The sequence below is a fragment of the Streptomyces sp. NPDC059008 genome, assembly GCF_042749045.1.
In the GTDB taxonomy this organism is placed as follows: Bacteria; Actinomycetota; Actinomycetes; order Streptomycetales; family Streptomycetaceae; genus Streptomyces.
This window is the reverse complement of sequence record NZ_JBHYJC010000047.1, coordinates 36832-57085: the sequence shown is the minus strand read 5'-3', so window position 1 is coordinate 57085 and position 20254 is coordinate 36832. Positions and strand designations below refer to the sequence as shown.

Genomic DNA, 20254 nt, shown 5'->3' with positions numbered 1-20254 from the left:
CCCGGTGCCTTCGCGCACCGGGACCACCACCGCCCGCGCTCATCGGCCCAGCGCCACCTCCAGCCCGGCGGCACGGTTCAGCCGGCCCGTGCGGTGCAGTCCGTACAGGGCGGCGCCGCAGGCCGCCCCGAGTACGGGCAGGACGAGCCAGGGCAGGGCGGGCAGCCCGGCCGCCCTGGAGGCGTCCAGCGCGGCACCGGTGAGCAGATTGCCGAGGGTGATGCCGATCCCGCAGACGGTGTTGTAGAGCCCGTAGTGGGTGGCGACCAGGCGGTCACCGGAGAGCCGGACGATGGTGTCCATCTCGAACGGGTAGGTGATCATCGTGCCGAGGGCGAGCAGCAGCGCGCACAGCGCCGGCGGAACGGCCGCCAGCGCCCAGCGGCCCGGGCCCTGGGCCGGCACCGGCAGCGCGGTGGCCGCCAGCAGCGGCAGGAAGGCCAGACCCATGGTCAGCAGCCCCCAGGCGAGGGCGCGTCCGGCCGGCATCCGGGCCTTGCACCAGCGGGTCACCCGGGTCTGGCCCAGGATGGTGCTCAGCCCCGACACCGCGAACAGCACGGCCACCGCCGCCGTGCCCGACTCCCCCTCGCCGGCCAGCCGCCGTACCTCCAGCGGCAGCGCCAGATAGACCTGGAACGACAGCACATACGAGCCGATCATGGCTCCCGAGAACAGCAGGAACGGCCGGTTGGCCAGCACCTCCCGCCACTGCGACAGCACTCCCGCTCCCCGGCCGGCACGCTCCGCCCGCGCGGACCGGTCGTCCCAGGCCGGCAGCGCGCGGATCTGCACCACGCTCAGCACCGCGAAGATGCCCGCCGACACCAGGCAGGTGACCCGGAAGTCGACGCCGGTCAGCACCATGCCCACCAGCGGGCCGAGCAGGATTCCCGCCTGGTAGAAGACGTTGAACAGCGCGAACGCCTCCAGCCTGCGCTCCCCCGCCGCGGCGGCCAGATACGCCCGGACCGCCGGGTTGAACAGCGCCCCGGCCAGGCCGGTGGCCGCGGACGCCGCCAGCAGCGCGGTCAGCGAGTCCACCAGCCCGAGCGTCGCGAAGCCGACCGTTCGCAGCACACAGCCGGCCACGATCAGCGGCTTGTACCCGAACCGGTCGGCCAGTGTGCCGCCGACCAGGAACATGCCCTGCTGGCTGAAGTTGCGCACGCCCAGCACCAGGCCGACCAGCCAACCGGCCAGGCCGAGGGTGCCGGACAGATGCCCGGCCAGGTACGGCATCAGCATGTAGAAGCCGAGGTTGATGGTGAACTGATTGACCATCAACAACTGGGCGCTGCGCTCGTAGGAACGCACCTGCGCGAGCATGCCGGTCACCGGAGCACCTCCCGCGGCGCGTCGGCGGGCACCCGACCGGCACCGTCGGGGCGCCCTGCCACCGACGGTCCGGGCGCGGCCAGCGGATCCACCACGTTCGCGCACCGGCTCCAGGCGGTGACCTCCCGCTCGTCCGGGCGGCTCAGCGTCTGCGGTGCGGCCGCCGGCGGGGTGTCGAGCAGGCCGTGGGCGGCGCAGTACTCGTCGTCGTACACCGTGCTCAGATACCGCTGCGGTCCGTCCGGGAAGACCGCCGCGATACGGGTTCCGGCCGGCTGGACGCGGCTTTGCCAGGCGGCGACCAGCGCGACCGCTCCGACGCTCCAGCCGCCGGTGGCGTAGTGCGAGGAGGCCAACTGGCGGCAGGTCCACACCGCTTCGGCCGGCGCGACCCAGTGCACCTCGCTGAACTGGTCGTAGGCGACGTTGCGCGGGTAGATGCTCGACCCCAGCCCGCGCATGAGCCGGGGGCGGGCGGGCTGGCCGAAGATCGTCGAGCCGATGGTGTCGACCCCGACGAGCCGCAGCTCGGGGTAGAGCTGGCGCAGCACCCGCGACACCCCGGCGGAGTGCCCGCCGGTGCCCACACTGCACACCAGGACGTCGATATGGCCCAGCTGGGAGGCGAGTTCGAGGGCCAGCGGCAGATAGGCGGTGGTGTTGTCGGGGTTGTTGTACTGGTCCGGGCACCACGATCCGGGGTGCGCGGCCAGCAGCTCGGTCACCCGGTCGCGGCGGGCCTGCTGCCAGCCGCCGGACGGATGGGGTTCGCCGACCAGCTCGACCTGTGCGCCGTAGGCGGTCAGCAGCCGGGTCATCGAGGGCTCCAGGCCGGGATCGGTGACCAGGCTGACCGGATGGCCGTGGACCATCCCGGCCAGCGCCAGGCCGAGCCCGAGGGTGCCGCTGGTGGATTCGATGATCCGGGCGCCGGGCCGCAGCTCGCCGCGGGCGCGGGCGCGTTCGACCATGTGCAGGCCCGGCCGGTCCTTGATGCCGCCCGGGTTGCGGCCCTCCAGCTTCGCCCAGAAGCCGCGTCCGGGCTGGGTGAGCGGCTCGGAGATGTGCAGTACGGGGGTGTTGCCGACCAGGCCGGGGATGCCTGCGGCGGGGCCGGGGGTGGCCGGGTCGTGGGAGACGCCGGGGGCCGGGTGGTCCGGGATCCCGAAGGGGCCGGAGCCGGCAGCCGTGGGAACAGAGTGCATGATTCGCTCTCGCTACGGTGTGGGGAGTGACAGGGACGCTGGTCTCGCGTCGCCCGCGGTGGCGCTCGGCGGCACCACCGCGCGGCGGGACGCGGCCGCGGCTCCTATATCCGGCACCGGCAGAGGGCGGCGAGGGTGGACCGGCCGTCGCACACCGGTCTGCGGGACCCGCCCGCGCTCCGGGGCGCCGGCCACCGCACGGCGGTGGCACCGGCGGCCGCCCCGAGGTCCGCGGGTGTGGCGCCCTGCGCCTCCGGGGCCGTCCGGCCCTGCGGGCCGTGCCCCTGCGCGCCGGGCCCGCACTCGGAGGCGGAGTGCCCGTCGTCCGTCGCGGCGGGCGCCGCGGCCGCGGGCTCGGACTGCGCCGCGGCCGCGGCCACCGGTACGGCCACATGGTGGTGCCCGTCCGTACCGTCGGCGCACGGCAGGAGCACGGACAGCAGCCCGACGGCCAGGAGGAGAAGGAACGTCAGCCGCGCCGTCGGCCGGATCGCCGACCGGAGCGGTGATCGGGGCGCGGGGCGCAGCGTCGAACCCACGGGAATGCGGTGCGGAAGGCGGTAAGGAAGGCGGTGGCGCATCCGATAGCGGGTGCCGGGCCGGATGCGGAACGGGGTACGGGCGGGCACGGGTCCTCCGAGAGGCTGCCGCCGCCGCGTCGCAGCAGATCAGGCGAGCGCGCACGCGGGCAGGCGAAGTCAGCAGGGCGTGAACCGGAATTGGCCGGAAACCGGACCTGCCGCTCTACACCTGCCGCACGACGGAAGCCGTAGCGCCGTTCAAGGGCGGAGGCGCGGAGGAGGCGCCCGGGGGCGGCCCGGAGCGGTCCTGCGTCGGCGCGCGCCAGGAGGAGCCCATCAGGGGCTTGGCGCACGGATGGGCCACCGAAGTGCCCTGCTGCGGCGGCGCCGACACGCACAACTCGTGGGAGTGCTGGCCCGGGTGGCCGGGGTGGGCCGGGTGCTCGGAGCGGCCGCCGTCCTCGGGGGCGAGCCAGGCGCCGGAGTCCGCGGAGGCGGCCGAGGCGGCCGCGATCGGCACGGCGCTCACCAGGTGCCCCTCGGCGCTCTCCGCCCGCGCACCGTGCGCGACCAGCACGCTGATCAGCAACGCGGCCAGCCACAGCAGACGAAACGGAACCGCTGAACCGCGGTTCCGCATGCTGCCGTTGATCGAACGGGCCGTCCCCATGCCCCGATCGTAACCGGGGCGGACGGCCGTCGCCGGTATCCCGGTGCCCGCCGGACGGTTATCGGCCTGCCGGCGAGGCGTGCCGGCGGTGATCGCCCACGCCTCGCCTCCTCATCTCACCGAGGACACATCGATCTCACGAGGACACGGCTTGGAGGGCCGGCGGCATGGCCGGCTGTCCCTTCTCGTCGGGCACGCTGCGCAGCGGGGCCTGGCTCGTCAGCGGGGCCTTGCGGGTCTCCTCGACCCGTCGGGTGAACCAGATGACCTTGCCGTCCGGGGTCCCGCAGGTGCCCCAACTGTCGCTCAGCGCCGCCACTGTGGACAGCCCGCCGCCACCGGCACTGCGCAGCTTCGGCAGCCGTGGGCCCTCGTCCGCGACGGAGGCCGTCAGATGGCGTCCGGACCAGCGGAGTTCGACGACGCAGCGGGCGTCGGGGCCGATATGGCGATGGACGTTGGTCAGGAGTTCCGCCACTCCCCGGCATACGGGCGGAATATGCAGCTCAAGACTCCAGTACCGCAGGTGCGCGGCCAGGATCCGCCGGATCTGCGGCACACGCTCCGCCGAGGCATGCAGTTCGACCGTGTAGTGCCGGTCGCTGGGAAGTGTCATGTCGTGGCTCCTCACCGCGAGGCTCACGCCCTCACCTCGTTGGACCAACGAACCCCGAACACGAAGAGTGAGCATCAATCACGTATGGGTCATTTGTCATGGTGGCCCGACGGCGAGGCTTCCGCAACAGATCTTGGGCCACCGGAGTCCCCGCCCTCGTCCGCCCGGACGGCCCGGACCGCCCCGACCGCCTCACAGATGCGGCAGGAGCTTGTCGGGCGTGAGCGGCAGATCCCGCAACCGGACGCCGGTGGCGTGCCACACGGCGTTGGCGACGGCCGCGGCGGTGCCGACGATGCCGATCTCCCCGATGCCCTTGCTGCCCATGGGGTTGAGATGCGGATCCTCCTCGTCCAGCCAGTGCGCCTCGATCCGCCGGACGTCGGCGCAGGCCGGCACGTGGTACGAGGCCAGGTCGCACTCCGCGAAGTCGCCGAAGGCGGGGTCCAGACCGCTGCCCTCCATGAGGGCCATCCCGAGCCCCATGGTCATGCCGCCGATGAACTGCGAGCGCGCCGTACGGGAGTTGAGGATCCGCCCGGCCGCGAACACGCCCAGCAGTCGGCGCACCCGGACCTCCCCGGTGACGGTGTCGACCTGGGCCTCCGCGAAGGTGGCACCGAAGGAGTGCCGGGCATACGGGGACCGCTCGGCCGCCTCCTGGCGGGTGTCCGCGGTGACCGTGAACCCGTCGGACGGGAGCGGCCCGACATGGTCGCGCAGCCGCGCCCGCAGCCCCGTGCACGCCTTGTGCACGGCCCAGCCCCAGGACCCGGTGCCCGCCGAGCCGCCGGCCAGCATCGCGGGCGGCAGATCGCTGCTGCCGATCTCGATGCCGACCCGGCCCTCCGGCACGCCCAGCGCGGCGGCGGCGACCTGCGCGAGGACGGTACGGGCGCCGGTGCCGATGTCGGTGGCGTTCAGACGGATACGGAAACCGCCGTCCGCGTCCGCGTGCGCCTCGGCCTCGGAGGCCGCCTGGAGGACGGGGTAGGTGGCCGAGGCGACGCCGGTGCCCAGCAGCAGGCGGCCTTCCTGCCGGACGGCCGGCCGGGGGTCGCGCGGCTGCCAGCCGAAGCGCCGGGCACCCTCCCGAAGGCAGCCCACGAGGTGCCGGCTGCTGAAGGCGCGGTCGCTGTCCGGCTCGGTGTCCGGTTCGTTGCGCATCCGCAGTTCGACGGGGTCGACGTCCAGGAGGACGGCGAGTTCGTCGACGGCCGACTCCAGGGCGAACATCCCGGGGGCCTCGCCCGGTGCGCGCATCCACGAGGGGCTCGGCACGTCGAGCGGGACGACGCGGTGCACGGTACGGCTGTGGGGCGAGGTGTACATGACGCGCGCCGGGACCGCGGCCTGCTCCACGAACTCCTTGACGGTGGAGGTGTGGGTGACGACCTCGTGCGCGAGGGCGGTGATGACACCGTCCTCGCCCGCCCCGATGCGCACCCGTTGGACGGTGGGGGCCCGATGCCCGACGACGGCCGGCATCTGGCGGCGCGGCAGGGCCAGCTTGACCGGCCGCCCGGTGTGCCGGGCGGCCATCGCGGCCAGTACGACCTGCGGGCGCGGGGTGCCCTTGGAGCCGAAGCCGCCGCCGACGTGCTCGGAGACGACGGTGACGTCGCTCTTGTCCAGTTTGAACAGCGCGGCGAGGTCCTCGCACACCTTGGTGGAGCCCTGGCTGGAGTCATGGACCGTCAGACGGCCGTCGTTCCAGTGGGCGGTGGAGGCGTGCGGTTCCATGGGGTGGTTGTGCAGCGGGGGCACGGTGTAGGTGGCGTCGACGGTGACCGGAGCGGCCGCGAACGCCGCGTCGAAGTCGCCGCGCTCCCGGGTCCCCGGATAGCCGCCGTTGGCCGTCTCCGGCTCGTACAGGCGCGGATGCCCGGCGCTCAGCCGCACGTCGTGCGCGTCGGACTCGTAGGTGACGCGTACCGCCTCGGCGGCGGCACGGGCGGCTTCGAGGCTGTCCGCGACGGCCAGCGCGACGTACCAGCCGCGGTGCGGCACCCGGTCCTCCTGGAGCACCGACAGCGTCGGATCGTCGGCGGCCGCGAGACGGGGCGCGTTCTCGTGCGTCAGCACCGCGCACACCCCCGGCAACGCGAGCGCCCGCGCGGTGTCCACCGCGGTGACCCGGCCGCGGGCGACGGTCGCCGGCACCGGCCAGGCGTAGGCGCAGTCCGGCGGGGTGTGTTCGGCCGCGTAACGGGCGGCGCCGGTGACCTTCAGCCGGCCCTCCCGGCGGACGAGGGGCTCGCCCAGGGGGTAGGGCGGTGGACCTGACGGGAACTGGGGGGTCATGGCGGGGTCCTTGGGGGTGGGGATCGGTACCGTTGGCCGTCAACCGTCAACCGCTCGCTGCCGGGTCCGGCTGATCCGACAGGCCCGACAGGTCCGACAGCACTCCGACGGCGAGATTGCGGGCCAGGGGGACCTTGAAGCCGTTGTCGCGCAGCGGCCGGGCGGCGCCGAGTTCGGCGTCGGCGGCGCGTGCGAAGGTCTCCTCGGTGGCTGGCGCGCCCTGCAGCACCTCCTCGGCCGCACGGGCTCGCCACGGCCGGTGCGCGAGCCCGCCGAACGCCAGCGCCGCGCGCCGTACGACACCGTCCCGGACCTCCAGTACGGCGCCGACGGAGACCAGCGCGAAGGCGAACGAGGCGCGGTCACGGGCCTTGCGGTAGCGCGAGCGCGCGCCGGGGCCCGCCGGCGGCAGCTCGACGGCGGTGACCAGCTCGCCGGGCCGGATCACGGTGTCCTGCTCCGGCTGCTCGCCCGGCAGCCGGTGGAAGTCGGTCGCCGGCACACTGCGTACGCCGTCGGGGCCGTGCAGGTGCACGGTGGCGTCGAGGGCGGCCAGCGCGACCGCCATGTCCGACGGCTGGGTGGCGACGCAGTGTTCGGAGTGGCCCAGGACGGCGAGGTCGCGGTGCGCGCCCTCACGGGCCGGGCAGCCGCTTCCCGGGGCGCGCTTGTTGCAGGGCTTGGAGGTGTCCTGGAAGTACAGGCAGCGGGTGCGCTGCAGCAGATTGCCGCCGGTGGTCGCGGTGTTGCGCAGCTGCCCGGACGCGCCCGCCAGCAGCGCCTGCGACAGCACCGGGTAGCGGTCGCGTACGGGGACGGCCGCGGCGAGATCGCTGTTGCGGACCATGGCGCCGATGCGCAGTCCGCCGTCCGGCAGCTCCTCGATACGGTCGAGCGGCAACCGGGTGACGTCGATGAGCAGCCGCGGCGTCTCCACGCCCAGCTTCATCAGGTCGACGAGGTTGGTGCCCCCGCCGAGGAACCGTGCGCCGGGCCGGCCGCCGGCCGCCCGTACGGCCTCGTCGACGCTGGTCACGCGGACGTATCCGAACGGCTTCACGAGGCCACCCCCCGACCGGTCGGCAAGCCTGCCGCCGCGTCCTCGGCGCCGACGTCCCCGACCGCTTCGACGATCCGGGGATAGGCGCCGCAGCGGCACAGGTTTCCGCTCATCCGCTCGCGGATCTCCTCCGCATCGAGCTCCACCGGGGCCCCGGGGTCCGCGGTGGCCGGGGTGACGTGGGACGGAAAGCCGTCGGCCGCCTCCGCCAGCACCCCGACGGCCGAACAGATCTGGCCAGGGGTGCAGTAGCCGCACTGCAGGGCGTCCCGCTCCAGGAAGGCCTCCTGCAGGGGGTGCAACCGCTCCCCCTCGGCCAGGCCCTCGACGGTGACGATCCGCCGTCCGTCCTGCGCCACCGCCAACAGCAGACAGCTGTTGGCGCGCCGGCCGTCGACGAGGACCGTGCAGGCGCCGCACTGTCCGTGGTCGCACCCCTTCTTGGCGCCGGTGAGACCGAGGTGCTCACGGAGCGCGTCCAGGAGCGTCGTCCGGTGGTCCAGGGTCAGCGGGTGCGTCCGGTTGTTGACGTGCAGCACCAGCTCGGACGCCTGGCCGGCCTCCGGCCGGGCGCCGTCGGAGTCGGCCGGGGCGTCGCCGGCTGCGGCCGACGGGTCGTTGGTGGGCTCCACTCGGTCATACCTTCCGGTGCGGGTCGTGCCGTACGTGATTCCCCCGCCGCTCGCTCTGCGCCGCGCATCGTCCGTCAGCGGGACTCCAGGCGCAGTTCGACCTCCTTTTCCTGGTCGCCGGCGGCCATGCCGAGAATCTGTACCGCGAAGGCCGGCTGCAGGCCCTTGACCAGTTGGTCGACCGCCCAATAGCCCCCCTGGAGGCTGACGATGACGGGCGCGCTCAGCCGCCGGGGCTCGGCCTCGGCCTTGCGTTCGCTCACGTCGAAGGTCGAGGTCCACACGGTCGCACCTGGCCCCGCCATCTCCTCGGGCACGTCATCGGCGGCCCGGTCTGAGCTGAACGAGGTACGCAGCGCACTGAAGACGGCGTGTGCGTCCTGCGCGGCGCAGCTCTCCAGCTCCACCACCACCTCGGCCGATACGTGTTCCGCGTGTGATGCCTGATCCGCGCTGTTCACTGTGGGGCCTTCCTCTGCGGGCCTTCCTCCGGGGCCGAACGCTTCCAGGCTCGCGCCACGGCCCGGTGTGTGCGACCCGAGGCTCGAACGAGTGGTTTGAACGGCGCAACGCCGCGACGCGACACGCGAATGTTACGTTCTGTAATCGAAGGCGCCTCTCTGTGATCATCGGCAGTCACTGCCCACCTTCGACCCCACCAGGAGGCCACTGTGACCAGCACCGTCATCGATCAGAAAGCCACCCGCTACAGCGTCCGTCATGCGCTGTGCATGGCGCGCGCCGCCGAGCTCGCGTACAAGGACGAGAAGTCCGTCGAGGCCACCGCCCGCAGTTGGGGCTTCGACCGGGTGCGCCATCATCACACCGAGTTCCGTCAGCCCTTCCCGCTGGAGGACACCCAGGCCTACACCCTCGGCGGCGAGAACATGATCATCACCGCGTTCCGGGGCACGGAACCGGCGAACCTTCGCGACTGGCTCTCCGACGCCACCACGCCGCCGTGTCCCGGCCCCGGCGGCAAGGGGTACGTCCACTACGGCTTCAGCGAGGCGCTGGCGGGCATCTGGCCGCAGGTCCGCGCCGCCATCGACGAGTTCCGCGACAACGGCCAGACCGTGTGGTTCACCGGCCACAGCCTCGGCGGCGCGCTGGCGATGCTGGCCGGTGCCCGGCTGCACTTCGAAGAGCCGCATGTGACGGCCACCGGCGTGTACACCTTCGGGCAGCCGCGGACCTGCGACCAGCTGTTGTCACAGGCCTTCAGCACGGCGTTCACGGACCGCATGTACCGCTTCGTCAACAACAACGACATCGTGCCGCAGCTCCCGCCGGAGCCCGCCTTCCACCACGTCACCGCGCTGCGCTACATCGATTCCAAGGGCACCATCCACAACTCCATGCCGGTGATCACCGGCCTGTTCGACCGCGCCAAGGGGCTCACCGCCGATGTGTTCGCGCCCGCCTCCGACGGCGTCCGCGACCACTTCATGAACGCGTACATCAACGCCCTGGAGAAGAACCAGAACTGACCGGCTGGGTGAGGTTGACGGCGTTGCCGTCCGGGTCCTGGATGTGGGCCACCCGCTGGCCCCAGGGCATGTCGTTGGCCGGGCCGCGCACCGTGCCGCCGAGGGGTGCGACCCGGTCCAGGAGGTGGTCCACGTCCTCGACCGCGAAGCTGAGCAGGATGCGGGTCGGGGTGCCGGTCTCGACGTCCTTGTCCGCCACGATGCCCAGCTCCGAACCACCGAGCCGCAGCCCCACGAAGAAGACCGGCCCCTCTTCGGGCACACGGGTGAACTCCTCGGCGCCGAGCAGCTCGCAATAGAAGCTCTGCAGCCGTTCGGCGTCAGGAGTGACGATCACGGGCTGGATGGCGGCGGGGGCGGGGGTGTCGGACACGATGTCCTCCTGTGGCGAGGTGTAGGGGCTACGAGGCCCGAGGGTCCGAGGAGACGGACCGCCGGGTCCGGGGAGGTAGACCGCGCCCGGGGCGCGGATTCATCGGTCGGGGCGGGACGCGGTGGACGGGGTGCGGGTGAAGGGGACGTCGGCGGCGCGGGCGACGATCTCCACCTCGTCGCCCAGGGCCCATTCTGCGGCCCGGGAGGACATGGCCGCCGGGACGACATCGCTGATGCCCGGAGCCGCGGGGATGTCGTAGGTGGCGTGTGCGTCGTGCGGCAGAACCACCCGGAAGTCGCGGTCCAGGGCCGTGCGGGCGGTCGCGGCGACGCACATCTCGGACAGGACCCCGCCGACGGCCAGCGCCTGGACGCCGGCGTCGGCGAGCAGGGCGCCCAGCGCGGTGCCCTCGAAGCCGTCGTCCTCCGTCTTGCGGACCACGACCTCACGGGGGCCCGGCTCGACGGGCAGCTGGAGTTCCCAGCCGGGCGTGTGCGGCTCGTCGACGGTTCCGGGGGCGCCGTCGTTCTGCAGATGGACGACGAGGGCGCCGGCGGCGCGGGCCCTGGCGAGCAGGTCGCGGCTCCGGTCGAGCACCCGCGCCGCGTCGGGCACCGCCTCGTCGCCCGCGACGAAGGCCGACTGCAGGTCGACGAGGAGGAGGGCCTCGACGGGGAGGAGGGGGCCGGCGGGGTGAATCGGCTCGCCGGTCGCGGCGACGGCATGCGCCCCGGTCCCGGGCCGCGCCTCGGGCCCGGTGTGCGGGCCGGTCGTGGTGCTGGTCGTGGTCATGGTGACCATGGTGCGGGCGCGGACGGGCGGTGATCGCCGAGCACGGCGGGATCCGGCCAGGGAAGGTCACGCAGCGGACGGTCGCGGCGAAAGGGCGCAAGGGCCAGGGGCTGGTGCAAGGGCCGGGGGCTGGTGCTGCCGCAGCGCTCCGGCCGGTCCGGACACGCGCCGCTGAGCCGTCCGGGCTCACTTCGTTGCCATGGACATCGACCCGGCGGATCATCCCGTCGAGCACACCGTACGCAGGTACCCGCCGCACGTACGCGCCCTGCGTACCAGCCCGTGCACGCGCCGTACGGGCTCATGGGACGACGCACAAGGACGACGCGAGGAGAGCCGCCGTGGGACCAGCCGCCGTCAACGGCCACTGCGCACCGGAGTTCGCCGGCGTACGGGAGGCCTTCGAGCGGAACTTCGGCGAGCACGACGACGTCGGCGCGGCGGTCGCGGTGACCGTGGACGGCACGACGGTGGTCGACCTGTGGGGCGGCCACGCGGACGCCGGCCGGACCCGCCCCTGGGAGCGCGACACCCTCGTGAACGTCTACTCGACGTCCAAGGGGATGACCGCCCTGTGCGCCCATCTCCTCGTGGACCGGGGCGAGTTGGACCTCGACGCGCCGGTCGCCCGCTACTGGCCGGAGTTCGCGCAGGCCGGCAAGCAGGACTTACCCGTCCGCTGGCTGCTCAGCCACCGCGCCGGACTGATCGCGCCCGGAGAGCCGCTGCCCGCGGGGCGCGCCTACGACTGGGACCGGGTGTGCGCCGCCCTGGCGGTCACCGCGCCGTGGTGGGAGCCGGGCACCGCTCAGGGCTACCACGCGGTGACCTTCGGGTACCTCGTCGGCGAGGTGGTACGGCGGATCACCGGGCAGTCCCTCGGCGCGTTCCTGCGCAGCGAGATCACCGGTCCCATGGGCGCGCGGGTGTTCATCGGGACCCCCGCCGAGGAGCACGCCTCCTGCGCGGACATGATCGGGCAGCTGGACGGGGCACGGATCGGGGAATGGTTCCCCGGCGCGCCGAAGCCGCCGTTCCGGTCGATCACCGATCATCCGCTGACGGCCGTGCTGCTGGCGCTGACCTATATCCCCACCGGTGACGTCAACAGTGCCGCCTACCGCTCGGCCGAGATCCCGGCGGGCAACGGGCACGCCACCGCACACGGCCTGGCGGCGGTCTACGGCGCGCTGGCGTGCGGCACGCTCGTCGGCCCGGCCACCCTGGAGGAGATGCGCCGGTCGCAGAGCCTGCCCGGCGAGCGCGACCTGGCCCTCGGGGCGCTCGCCCCGGCGGGCTTCGAGCACCGCTGGGGCCTTGGCTACCTCCTCAACCAGCACGGCCTGGCGGGCCCCAATCCGCGGGCCTTCGGGCACGGCGGGGCGGGCGGTTCGTACGCCTTCGCCGACCCGGAGAACGGGCTGTCGTACGCCTACGTCATGAACAGGTGCGGCGGCGGCACGAGCGGCGACGACCCGCGCAACGTCGGTCTGGTCGCGGCGGTGTACACGGCCCTGGAACGGGTGCGGGGCTGACGCACCGGCCCTAGGGCATGGCCGATTCGGGCGGCGGCGCGGGCCTCGGGGCGACGGGCGGCTCGCCGGCGGCATCGGTGAGCGCGCGCAGCGACGCCACGAGCCCGGCGCGCTGGGCGACCGGCAGCCGGGCCACGACCGCGGCGATCTCCGCATGCCGGTGGGCCAGTACGCGCTCGACGAGCGCGCGGCCCTGGGCCGTCAGGCTCAGCACCACCTCCCGGCGGTTACCGGGATTGGCCTGCCGGGTGACGCTGCCGGCCGCCGCCAGCCGGTCGACCATGCGCATCGCGGTCGACGGATTGACGCCCAGCGCGGCGGCCAGCGCGGCGAGCTTGACCGGGCCCCGGCCGTCCAGCACCACCAGTGCCCTCAGCTGGGGCAGCGTGAGCGAGGGATCCGTCCGGGCGAGCGCACGGACCGAGATCCCGACCAGCAGCCGGGAGGCGGTCAGCACGGCGGCGATGACCTCCTCGGCATCATGGTCGAGATCGTCGTCCCGGCCGGGATCGTCGTCGTGCCCCGCCGCTGCCTTCGGCCCCATGGCTGCCTTTATACCGCTGACGGCATCGCACCTGGTGACAGGCCCCTTCGGGCGCTGCCGGCGGCCCGGAGGTCTGCCCCGGCGCTCGCGGTTGCACGGCGCAATAATGGGAGGTGCGGCAAGTATCCGGCCCCGGCGCGAGCGCGGTGGGCCCGGGGAGAGGGCGTGGTGACCATGGAACGGGACACCGAGACGGTTCACGAGGCGTATGCGTTCGTCTGTCTGCACTGCGGGCACGGCTGGGAGGAGGAGTACGAGATCCGGCACACCACGGACCTGTCCGGGCATCGGCGCGCCGACTACTTCACCCGCGGCGTCCGGGTCGCCTCCCCGCTGACCCGCAACGACTGCCCGTCCTGCAACCGCGGCCCGATCCGGATCCTGCGCCCCGGCCGGGTGAACACGGCCCGTACGTACCTCGCCTGAGGCCGGCGCCCGTCCGTACGCGCCCGGCGGGTGGCCCGACGCCCACACCTGCGCCTGCCCCACGCCCCTGACCGACGCGACAGCCCGCCCCGCCCCGCACTGACGCCCCGTCACCAGCCGGTGTACAGCAGATGGTTGACGCCCAGCGCCAGTACCGCCTGCGCGGTGAGCCAGTGGCGGTGCCGGGCGGTGGGCAGCAGGGCGCAGGCGGGCAGGAGCCAGACGGCGAAGGGGAGCCAGATGCGCTCGGTCTCCGCCTTGCTCATGCCGGAGAGGTCGGCGACCAGCAGGGCGAGCAGCGCGGCCAGGACGAGGATCGCCAGGCGGTCGACGGGTCGGTGCAGGGGGCCGGTGCCGGTCGGTCCGGTGACGGAAGGGGGCCGGGAGCGGAGCTGCCGTACCGCGGTGGGTGCGGCCGCGAGGACGCGGCGCAGACCGGCGACCGTCGCCAGGCCGGTGATCAGCACGGTGCAGGCGAGGTTGCCCCAGACCCAGTACGCGTACGGGCGGACCGCCGCGGCACCCTGGTAGTAGCGCTCCACCAGCAGGCGGTAGCCCTCCCACCAGTCGAACCCGGCGAGGGTGAAGACCGCCGCCACGGCGGCGACCCCGACGACCAGGAGGGACAGCGGCCGCGCGGTACGGGCGAGCAGCAGCACGGCGGCGGCGATCAGCGCGACGAGGGTGAGGCCGTAGGAGAGGTAGCAGGTCAGGCCGAGGAGGAGACCGGAGGCCAGGGCCGCGGCCGCGGGGTGACGGGTGCGGCGGGTGGCGGCGAGGGCGAGCAGCGCCGTCGACCAGGCGGCGACGGCGGTGAAGTAGCCGTCGGCGGAGGTGCCCACCCACACCGCGGCCGGGGCCAGCGCGAGGAACGGGGCGGCCCGGCGCGCGGTCGGCTCGTCGGTGAGGGCGCGCAGCGCGATGAGGACCGCGGCCGCGGCGGAGGTGCCGACGGTGATGCACCAGGCGCCGGCCCAGGCCCCGCCGCCCAGGCCGACGCGGTCCAGGCCGACGAAGGTGAGCACCGCGGCCGGAGGGTGCCCGGCGACATGGGCGGGCCAGTGGTCGGGCGCGGTGTTGAGGATGTGCGCGGTGAAGCCGCGCAGGGCCGGGCCGAGATCGTCGAAGCGGCGGATGACGGTCAGGTACTCGTACTCGGTGGTGAGCCGGCGGGCGACACCGGTCTGCCAGCCGTCGACCAGGGCCAGCGACCACGTCCAGGCCAGGGCGGCCGCCCAGCCCGTGAGGACCAGCCGGCGCCACGGCAGCCGGTCGGCGAGCGGCGGCCCGTAGGCGATCACGAGGACGGCGACCGCGAGCGCGGCGGGGGTGCCGGGGCCCAGGTGTGCGAACCACGAGGCGTACAGCGGCGGCACGTTGACGTGCAGGCTGCCGTTGGCGCGCTGGATGACGGTGCCGACGACCGCGGCCAGCGCGACGAGCAGGGCGCCGGCCGCGGCGGCCAGCAGATCGGCACGGCACGCGGCGCGCTCTTCCGGAGTCCGGCGGGCGGCGGCCGCGTCGGCGCGTTCTTCAGACGTCGGTCGGGAGGTCACACCGGCACGCTAGGGCGCCGGCGGGGTGACCTGGGCCCGCCGTTCCGCCGACGTCAGAGTTTCGTCATGCGTCGCGCCCCTCTGGGGGCCCGGGTGGCGGCATACCGTCGGAGCGGACGTGTTCGTCCGGGCGGCGGAGCGTCGTCGCGCCGACCTCCGAAGGCTCATCGACCGCCGAGGACTCATCATGGGTGCCCACCACCGTCTCGCTCCCCCCACCTCGCCGACGTTCTGGCGCAGCCCGCTGCGCGGCCCCCGGCTGACCGCGGTGCTCGGCGTGGTGCTGCTGGCCGGGATCACCCTGCTGTTCGTCACCGGCCTGCTCTCCTACGCCGCGTACAACCCGGACCTGGCCGGCGGTGTCAACGACAAGACGCCGGGCAAGGGGCTGCTGGGCTTCTACCTCTTCGACTGGCCGACCGATCCGCACTGGATCTACCGGCTCACCCAGGGGGTGCACGTCACGCTCGGCGTCGCGCTGGTGCCCGTCCTGCTGGCGAAGCTGTGGTCGGTGATCCCCAAGCTGTTCACGCTGCCGCCGGCCCGGTCCGTCGGGCACGCGCTGGAGCGGGTCTCGCTGTTGTTGCTGGTCGGCGGGGCACTGTTCGAGTTCGTGACCGGCATCCTCAACATCCAGTTGGAGTACCTCTTTCCGGGGTCGTTCTATCCGCTGCACTTCTACGGCGCGTGGGTGTTCATCGGCGCCTTCCTCGCCCATGTGGTGCTGCGTCTGCCGCGGACCGTACGGGCGCTGCGGGAGCGCACGGACCCCGCGGCGGACGCCGACGACACCGGGTTGGTGGCGGTCCGGCCGGACCGGCCGACGGTGTCCCGGCGCGGTGCGCTGGGGCTGGTCGGCGCCGGATCGCTGCTGCTGCTCGCGACGACCGCCGGTCAGAGCATCGGGGGACGGTGGCGGCGGACGGCCGTGCTGGCGCCGCACGGTGGCCGCGACCCGGGCAGCGGACCGAACGGCTTCCAGATCAACAAGACGGCCGCGTTCGTCGGGATCAGACCGCAGGACACCGGCGACGACTGGCGGCTGACGGTCGAGGGCGGCGGGCGGCGGGTGCGGCTGGACCGCGCCGCGCTGCTGGCGCTGCCGCAGCACGAGTCGGCGCTGCCGATCGCCTGTGTGGAGGGCTGGTCGACGGATGACCAGCTGTGGAGCGGAGTGCGGCTGCGTGATCTCGCCGCGCTGGTGGGGCTCGGCGCGCAGCCGCCCGACCTGCTGGTGGAGTCGCTCCAGTTGCACGGCGCGTTCCGCCGGGCCGCGCTGCGCGGCAACCAGGTGCGCGATCCGCGGTCGCTGCTCGCGCTGCGGGTGGGCGGTGCGGAGCTGTCCGCGGACCACGGCCGTCCGGCGCGGATCATCGTTCCGGCGGCCCCCGGGGTGCTCAACACCAAGTGGGTGTCGCGGCTGACGTTCGGGGAGTGGTGAGGGTGCGGCGCACGTGGCGCGAGCGCGCGGGAGGGTGGCGGCGGGCACTGAGGCGTCACCGCTGGTACGGCGAAGGGCCGTTGCATCTGGTGCTGATGCTCGCCTCGTTCGCGCTCACCGGCTATGCGGGGCTGCGGTTGCTGGGCGGCGGGGAGTGGCCGCTGGTGGTCGTGTGGTTCGTCGGGGCGGCGCTGCTGCACGATCTGGTGCTGCTGCCGCTGTACGCGTGCGCCGACCGCGCGGTGGCGGCGTACGCGGCCGGGACCGCCCGGCACACGGCCTGGACCGGGTACGTCCGGGTCCCCGCCGCGCTGTCCGGGCTGTTGCTGCTGGTGTGGTTCCCGCTGATCGCGGGCTCCGCGGGGAGCGGGTCGGCGGCGCACTTCGAGGCCGCCACCGGGCTGTCCGGCCAGGGGTTCCTGACCCGCTGGCTGCTGATCACCGCGGGGCTGTTCGCGGTCTCGGCCCTGTGGCTGCTGTGTCGTACGGTTCAGCCGCGCCGGGCGGGCAGGGTCCGGCGCCGGCGCAGGGAGACGAAGCAGCGGCCGGGCGCCGGGGACTGAGCGGGCGCCGGCGCGACGGTCCACCGCTCGGCGGGCGTCCAGCTGGTGGCGGCCGCGTACCGCAACAGCGCGCGGGTGCCGACCCGGGCCCAGGGGAAGGGGGCGCCCGGTGCGCGGGATGCGTGGCCGTGGCCGGCGACCGCGTACTGCCCGGTGTCGACCCGGACCTCGACGCGTTCGTCGAGGTCCGCCGGGGCGGTCTCCACTATGAGCAGGCCGGACGGGCCGACGAGTTGGGCCGTCCGGGCGAGCAGGGCGCGCGGGTCGCCGCCGATGCCGATGTTGCCGTCCATGAGCAGCGCGGTGCCCCAGCTCCCCTCGTCGGGCAGGGGGTCGAAGACGGAGCGGTGCAGCGCGGCACCACCGGTCGCCGCGGTGCGGGTGACCGCGGCCCGGCTGACGTCGATGCCGAGCACCGGCCGGCCCTGTGCGGCGAGCGCGGCGACCAGCCGTCCGGGGCCGCAGCCGATGTCGAGGACGGCGCCCTCGCAGCGGCCGAGCGCCGACAGGTCGGCGGCGTCCGCCCCGGCGCACCAGCGCTCGACCTCCAGCGGCAGCAGCCAGCCGTCGGTACGGCGCAGGAAGAGCGGGCCGCGGCCCCGGCGGAGGGCGTCGGCGTACGGGTCCGCTCCCCAGGAGGCGGTGCCGGGCGGGGCGGTCGCCGCCGGTGGCACGGCGCGGCTCATCGCCCGCCGGCCCGGGTCAGCCGGGCGAGGGTGGCGGCGAACCGTCCGCCGGGGGCCGCGGCCGCGACCCGCTCGGCGTCGTCCGCGGTGTCGACGTCGCACAGCGGCGGCAACTCCGCCACCCGGAGCCCGGAGGCGGTCAGCCGGGCCCGCTGGGCGGCGCCGGTGCGGTCGGTGGACATGGGGACGCCGCGCAGCAGCCGGGGGTCGGGCACGGCCAGGCCGAGCGCCCAGAATCCGCCGTCCTCCGCCGCGCCGAACCAGGCGTCGCAGTCGTCCCACGCGCCGGAGTCCGTCGCGGGGGCGAGGAGTTGCGGGGTGATCTGCGGAGTGTCCATGCCGATCAGCAGGGTCGGTCCGGTGCTGGCGGCGAAGGCCTGGGCGAGCCGCTCGTCGAGGCCGCCGCTGCCCTGCGGCCGCACGTCGAAGCCGGCCGGCAGCCAGCTTCCCGGCCGGCCGTCGAGCACCACGACCCGTCGCCGGGCGGGCATGGCGCGTACGGCCCGGAGGGTGTCGTACAGCGCGGCCTCGGCCAACTGGGCGGCCTCGGCGGGGGTGTACGGCGGGGTGAGCCGGGTCTTGACCCGGCCGGGCACCGGCTCCTTGGCGATGACCAGGACCGTGGTCGGCCCGGGGCCCGGCAGCGGCTCCGGACGGTCGGGCGCGGTCATCGGGCCGCCTCCTTCGTACGCGGTGTCAGCGGCGGCTGGTGGAGGACGCCGCGCATGTCGCGGACCGCGTGCCAGGTGCCGCGCCAGGTGCCGGTGACCTTCGAGCGGCCGGTGCGCGGCCGGTAGGGCACATCGCGCTCCTCGATGCGCCAGCCGGCGTCGGCGGCCCGGACGACCATCTGCAGGGGGTAGCCGCTGCGGCGGTCGGTGAGGCCGAGGTCGAGCAGCGCGGTGCGCCGGGCGGCGCGCAGCGGGCCGAGGTCGTGCAGCCGCAGCCCGGTGCGGCGGCGCAGCATCCGGGCCAGGGCGAGGTTGCCGGCGCGGGCGTGCGGCGGCCAGGCGCCACGCCCTTGGGGGCGCCGGCGGCCCAGCACCAGATCGCTGTCGCCGTCGCGGACGGCGGCCACGAACGGGGCGAGCAGTGCCGGGTCGAGGGAGGCGTCGCAGTCGCAGAAGCAGACGATGTCCGCCGCGGCGGCCAGCAGTCCGGCGTGGCAGGCGGCGCCGAAGCCGCGGCGCGGTTCGTGGACGACGGTGGCGCCCAGGTCGCGGGCGATCTCGGCCGAGCCGTCGGTGGAGCCGTTGTCCACGACGATCGCCCGCCAGCCGGCCGGGATGCGCGCCAGTACCCAGGGCAGCGCGGCGGCCTCGTCGAGGCAGGGCAGGACGACGTCCACCGGGGCGGGGCGGGCGGCGCCCGCCGCGGCCCCGGTCACCCCGGCCACCCCGGTCACCCCGGCCACCCCGGCCGCCGGGCGCATCTCCTCCCGGGCGAACTCCGCCATCCCTTCCGCGAATCCGGTCGCCGCCCGCCAGCCGAGGTCCTCGGCGATCCGCCGCGACGACGCCGTGATGTGCCGTACGTCGCCCAGCCGGTACTCCCCCGTCACCACCGGCGCCGGCCCGCCGTGGGCCTCGGCCAGGGCGTGCGCCATCTCGCCGACGGTGTGCGGCTGCGAGCTGCCCGTGTTGTACGCGGTCAGGGTGTCGGGCGCCCGCTCCGGCAGGGCCTCCAGCGCCACCACGTTGGCCGCCGCGATGTCCCGCACGTGCACGAAGTCCCGGCGCTGGCCCCCGTCCTCGTAGACGGTCGGTGCCTGGCCGCGGGCCAGTGCCGAGCGGAAGAATGAGGCGACGCCGGCGTACGGGGTGTCGCGTGGCATTCCGGGCCCGTAGACGTTGTGATAGCGCAGCGAGACGGCCCGGCCGCCGGTCGCCCGCGCCCAGGAGGCGGCCAGATGCTCCTGGGCGAGCTTGGTGGCGGCGTAGACGTTGCGCGGATCGGTGGGCGCGTCCTCGCCGACCAGCCCCGGTCGCAACTGCGCACCGCACCGCGGGCAGCACGGCTCGAACCGTCCGGCGGCCAGCTCGGCGGCGCCGCGCGGACCGGGCCGCACCGCACCGTGCGCGGGGCAGGTGTAGCGCCCCTCCCCGTAGACCACCATCGACCCGGCGAGCACCAACTGGCGTACGCCCACGGCGGCCATGGCGGCCAGCAGCACGGCCGTTCCCAGGTCGTTGCAGCCGACGTAGTCGGGCGCGTCGGCGAAGTCCTTGCCCAGGCCGACCATCGCCGCCTGATGGCAGACCGCGTCGATGCCCCGCAGGGCCGCGTCGACGGCAGCCCGGTCGCGTACGTCCGCGACGATGCGGCGCTCCTGCGGGCGCGGCGGCGGGGGTTCGGGGTGCGCCGAGGCAAGCAGCGCGTCGAACACCACGGGCTCGTGGCCGCGTGCGACGAGCGCGGTGACGACCTGCGATCCGATGAAGCCGGCGCCTCCGGTGACCAGTACTCGCATGCCGGTCACGCTAAGCGGGACCGGGCCGT

Annotated in this window: 21 protein-coding genes and 1 pseudogene; 5 read left to right on the top strand and 17 right to left on the bottom strand. The window is 74.4% G+C overall.

Annotation, left to right across the window (positions count from 1 at the left end):
* Window positions 1-39: 39 nt before the first annotated feature.
* The 9 genes from ACFWZH_RS33460 to ACFWZH_RS33420 all read right to left on the bottom strand — a co-directional run bounded on the left by ACFWZH_RS33460 (window position 40) and on the right by ACFWZH_RS33420 (window position 8807).
* On the bottom strand, window positions 40-1329 hold the full coding sequence (locus ACFWZH_RS33460) for an MFS transporter (RefSeq protein ID WP_384440007.1): 1290 nt from the start codon (window positions 1327-1329) through the stop codon (window positions 40-42).
* Window positions 1330-1334: 5 nt separating this feature from the next.
* Window positions 1335-2543 (bottom strand): PLP-dependent cysteine synthase family protein, encoded by a 1209-nt coding sequence (locus ACFWZH_RS33455; protein WP_384439992.1) that lies wholly within the window; start codon window positions 2541-2543, stop codon window positions 1335-1337.
* Window positions 2544-2647: 104 nt separating this feature from the next.
* Window positions 2648-3172 (bottom strand): hypothetical protein, encoded by a 525-nt coding sequence (locus ACFWZH_RS33450; protein ID WP_384439989.1) that lies wholly within the window; start codon window positions 3170-3172, stop codon window positions 2648-2650.
* Window positions 3173-3287: 115 nt separating this feature from the next.
* Window positions 3288-3734: a hypothetical protein gene (locus ACFWZH_RS33445; protein ID WP_384439986.1), complete on the bottom strand. Its 447-nt coding sequence runs from the start codon at window positions 3732-3734 to the stop codon at window positions 3288-3290.
* Window positions 3735-3870: 136 nt separating this feature from the next.
* Complete coding sequence (locus tag ACFWZH_RS33440) at window positions 3871-4350, bottom strand: ATP-binding protein (RefSeq protein WP_384439983.1); 480 nt, start codon at window positions 4348-4350, stop codon at window positions 3871-3873.
* Window positions 4351-4542: 192 nt separating this feature from the next.
* Window positions 4543-6654: a xanthine dehydrogenase family protein molybdopterin-binding subunit gene (locus ACFWZH_RS33435; protein ID WP_384439980.1), complete on the bottom strand. Its 2112-nt coding sequence runs from the start codon at window positions 6652-6654 to the stop codon at window positions 4543-4545.
* Window positions 6655-6700: 46 nt separating this feature from the next.
* The gene (locus ACFWZH_RS33430; RefSeq protein ID WP_384439977.1) at window positions 6701-7714 is read right to left on the bottom strand and encodes an FAD binding domain-containing protein; all 1014 of its coding nucleotides are present in this window, start codon (window positions 7712-7714) and stop codon (window positions 6701-6703) included.
* Window positions 7711-8346, bottom strand: a complete 636-nt coding sequence (locus ACFWZH_RS33425) for a 2Fe-2S iron-sulfur cluster-binding protein (RefSeq protein WP_384439974.1) — start codon at window positions 8344-8346, stop codon at window positions 7711-7713. Before ACFWZH_RS33425 ends, ACFWZH_RS33430 begins: the two co-directional genes overlap by 4 nt.
* Window positions 8347-8420: 74 nt before the next feature.
* Window positions 8421-8807: a hypothetical protein gene (locus ACFWZH_RS33420; RefSeq protein ID WP_384439972.1), complete on the bottom strand. Its 387-nt coding sequence runs from the start codon at window positions 8805-8807 to the stop codon at window positions 8421-8423.
* Window positions 8808-9017: 210 nt separating this feature from the next.
* On the opposite strand from ACFWZH_RS33420, the gene ACFWZH_RS33415 reads away from it, so the two are divergent.
* Window positions 9018-9836: a lipase family protein gene (locus tag ACFWZH_RS33415; RefSeq protein WP_384439969.1), complete on the top strand. Its 819-nt coding sequence runs from the start codon at window positions 9018-9020 to the stop codon at window positions 9834-9836.
* Here ACFWZH_RS33415 and ACFWZH_RS33410 read toward each other — a convergent pair.
* On the bottom strand, window positions 9808-10209 hold the full coding sequence (locus ACFWZH_RS33410; RefSeq protein WP_384439966.1) for a VOC family protein: 402 nt from the start codon (window positions 10207-10209) through the stop codon (window positions 9808-9810). The two genes, ACFWZH_RS33415 and ACFWZH_RS33410, sit on opposite strands and share 29 nt — an antisense overlap.
* Before the next feature lie 99 nt (window positions 10210-10308).
* Window positions 10309-11004 (bottom strand): isochorismatase family protein, encoded by a 696-nt coding sequence (locus ACFWZH_RS33405; protein WP_384439963.1) that lies wholly within the window; start codon window positions 11002-11004, stop codon window positions 10309-10311.
* Window positions 11005-11345: 341 nt separating this feature from the next.
* On the opposite strand from ACFWZH_RS33405, the gene ACFWZH_RS33400 reads away from it, so the two are divergent.
* Window positions 11346-12539, top strand: a complete 1194-nt coding sequence (locus ACFWZH_RS33400; protein ID WP_384439960.1) for a serine hydrolase domain-containing protein — start codon at window positions 11346-11348, stop codon at window positions 12537-12539.
* 10 nt (window positions 12540-12549) lie between these two features.
* On the opposite strand, the gene ACFWZH_RS33395 is transcribed toward ACFWZH_RS33400, so the two are convergent.
* Entirely contained in the window at window positions 12550-13083 is a 534-nt protein-coding gene (locus ACFWZH_RS33395; RefSeq protein ID WP_384439957.1) for a MarR family winged helix-turn-helix transcriptional regulator, read from the bottom strand.
* A gap of 174 nt (window positions 13084-13257) precedes the next feature.
* Between ACFWZH_RS33395 and ACFWZH_RS33390 the strand changes: the two genes are divergently transcribed.
* The gene (locus ACFWZH_RS33390) at window positions 13258-13509 is read left to right on the top strand and encodes a hypothetical protein (protein WP_384440004.1); all 252 of its coding nucleotides are present in this window, start codon (window positions 13258-13260) and stop codon (window positions 13507-13509) included.
* Between the two features lie 110 nt (window positions 13510-13619).
* Here ACFWZH_RS33390 and ACFWZH_RS33385 read toward each other — a convergent pair whose 3' ends face one another.
* Window positions 13620-15065 (bottom strand): hypothetical protein, encoded by a 1446-nt coding sequence (locus tag ACFWZH_RS33385; protein WP_384439955.1) that lies wholly within the window; start codon window positions 15063-15065, stop codon window positions 13620-13622.
* Window positions 15066-15252: 187 nt separating this feature from the next.
* Between ACFWZH_RS33385 and ACFWZH_RS33380 the strand changes: the two genes are divergently transcribed.
* Both ACFWZH_RS33380 and ACFWZH_RS33375 read left to right on the top strand, forming a co-directional pair.
* Window positions 15253-16506 carry a molybdopterin-dependent oxidoreductase gene (locus ACFWZH_RS33380; RefSeq protein WP_384439952.1) on the top strand — a complete coding sequence of 418 codons (1254 nt, stop codon included), beginning with the start codon at window positions 15253-15255 and terminating at the stop codon, window positions 16504-16506.
* Window positions 16507-16601: 95 nt separating this feature from the next.
* Window positions 16602-17069 carry a hypothetical protein gene (locus tag ACFWZH_RS33375; RefSeq protein ID WP_384440001.1) on the top strand — a complete coding sequence of 156 codons (468 nt, stop codon included), beginning with the start codon at window positions 16602-16604 and terminating at the stop codon, window positions 17067-17069.
* Here the strand turns inward: ACFWZH_RS33375 and ACFWZH_RS33370 are convergent.
* The 4 genes and pseudogenes from ACFWZH_RS33370 to ACFWZH_RS33355 all read right to left on the bottom strand — a co-directional run.
* Window positions 16997-17743 carry a class I SAM-dependent methyltransferase gene (locus ACFWZH_RS33370; protein WP_384439949.1) on the bottom strand — a complete coding sequence of 249 codons (747 nt, stop codon included), beginning with the start codon at window positions 17741-17743 and terminating at the stop codon, window positions 16997-16999. The genes ACFWZH_RS33375 and ACFWZH_RS33370 overlap by 73 nt on opposite strands.
* A gap of 8 nt (window positions 17744-17751) precedes the next feature.
* Complete coding sequence (locus ACFWZH_RS33365; protein WP_384439946.1) at window positions 17752-18426, bottom strand: DUF2064 domain-containing protein; 675 nt, start codon at window positions 18424-18426, stop codon at window positions 17752-17754.
* Entirely contained in the window at window positions 18423-19187 is a 765-nt protein-coding gene (locus tag ACFWZH_RS33360) for a glycosyltransferase family 2 protein (RefSeq protein ID WP_384439998.1), read from the bottom strand. Before ACFWZH_RS33360 ends, ACFWZH_RS33365 begins: the two co-directional genes overlap by 4 nt.
* Window positions 19173-20225, bottom strand: a pseudogene (locus ACFWZH_RS33355) (NAD-dependent epimerase/dehydratase family protein); the annotation flags it as partial. The gene ACFWZH_RS33360 and the pseudogene ACFWZH_RS33355, both read right to left, overlap by 15 nt.
* Window positions 20226-20254 lie beyond the last annotated feature (29 nt).

Excerpts from the sequence above, each read along its gene's own strand:
- ACFWZH_RS33380 (WP_384439952.1), top strand. The coding sequence starts at position 15,253 with ATGGGTGCCCACCACCGTCTCGCTCCCCCCACCTCGCCGACGTTCTGG.
- ACFWZH_RS33440 (WP_384439983.1), bottom strand. The coding sequence starts at position 4,350 with ATGACACTTCCCAGCGACCGGCACTACACGGTCGAACTGCATGCCTCG.
- ACFWZH_RS33435 (WP_384439980.1), bottom strand. The coding sequence starts at position 6,654 with ATGACCCCCCAGTTCCCGTCAGGTCCACCGCCCTACCCCCTGGGCGAG.
- ACFWZH_RS33445 (WP_384439986.1), bottom strand. The coding sequence starts at position 3,734 with ATGGGGACGGCCCGTTCGATCAACGGCAGCATGCGGAACCGCGGTTCA.
- ACFWZH_RS33455 (WP_384439992.1), bottom strand. The coding sequence starts at position 2,543 with ATGCACTCTGTTCCCACGGCTGCCGGCTCCGGCCCCTTCGGGATCCCG.
- ACFWZH_RS33390 (WP_384440004.1), top strand. The coding sequence starts at position 13,258 with ATGGAACGGGACACCGAGACGGTTCACGAGGCGTATGCGTTCGTCTGT.
- ACFWZH_RS33395 (WP_384439957.1), bottom strand. The coding sequence starts at position 13,083 with ATGGGGCCGAAGGCAGCGGCGGGGCACGACGACGATCCCGGCCGGGAC.
- ACFWZH_RS33405 (WP_384439963.1), bottom strand. The coding sequence starts at position 11,004 with ATGACCACGACCAGCACCACGACCGGCCCGCACACCGGGCCCGAGGCG.
- ACFWZH_RS33460 (WP_384440007.1), bottom strand. The coding sequence starts at position 1,329 with ATGCTCGCGCAGGTGCGTTCCTACGAGCGCAGCGCCCAGTTGTTGATG.
- ACFWZH_RS33360 (WP_384439998.1), bottom strand. The coding sequence starts at position 19,187 with ATGCGCCCGGCGGCCGGGGTGGCCGGGGTGACCGGGGTGGCCGGGGTG.
- ACFWZH_RS33365 (WP_384439946.1), bottom strand. The coding sequence starts at position 18,426 with ATGACCGCGCCCGACCGTCCGGAGCCGCTGCCGGGCCCCGGGCCGACC.
- ACFWZH_RS33375 (WP_384440001.1), top strand. The coding sequence starts at position 16,602 with ATGCTCGCCTCGTTCGCGCTCACCGGCTATGCGGGGCTGCGGTTGCTG.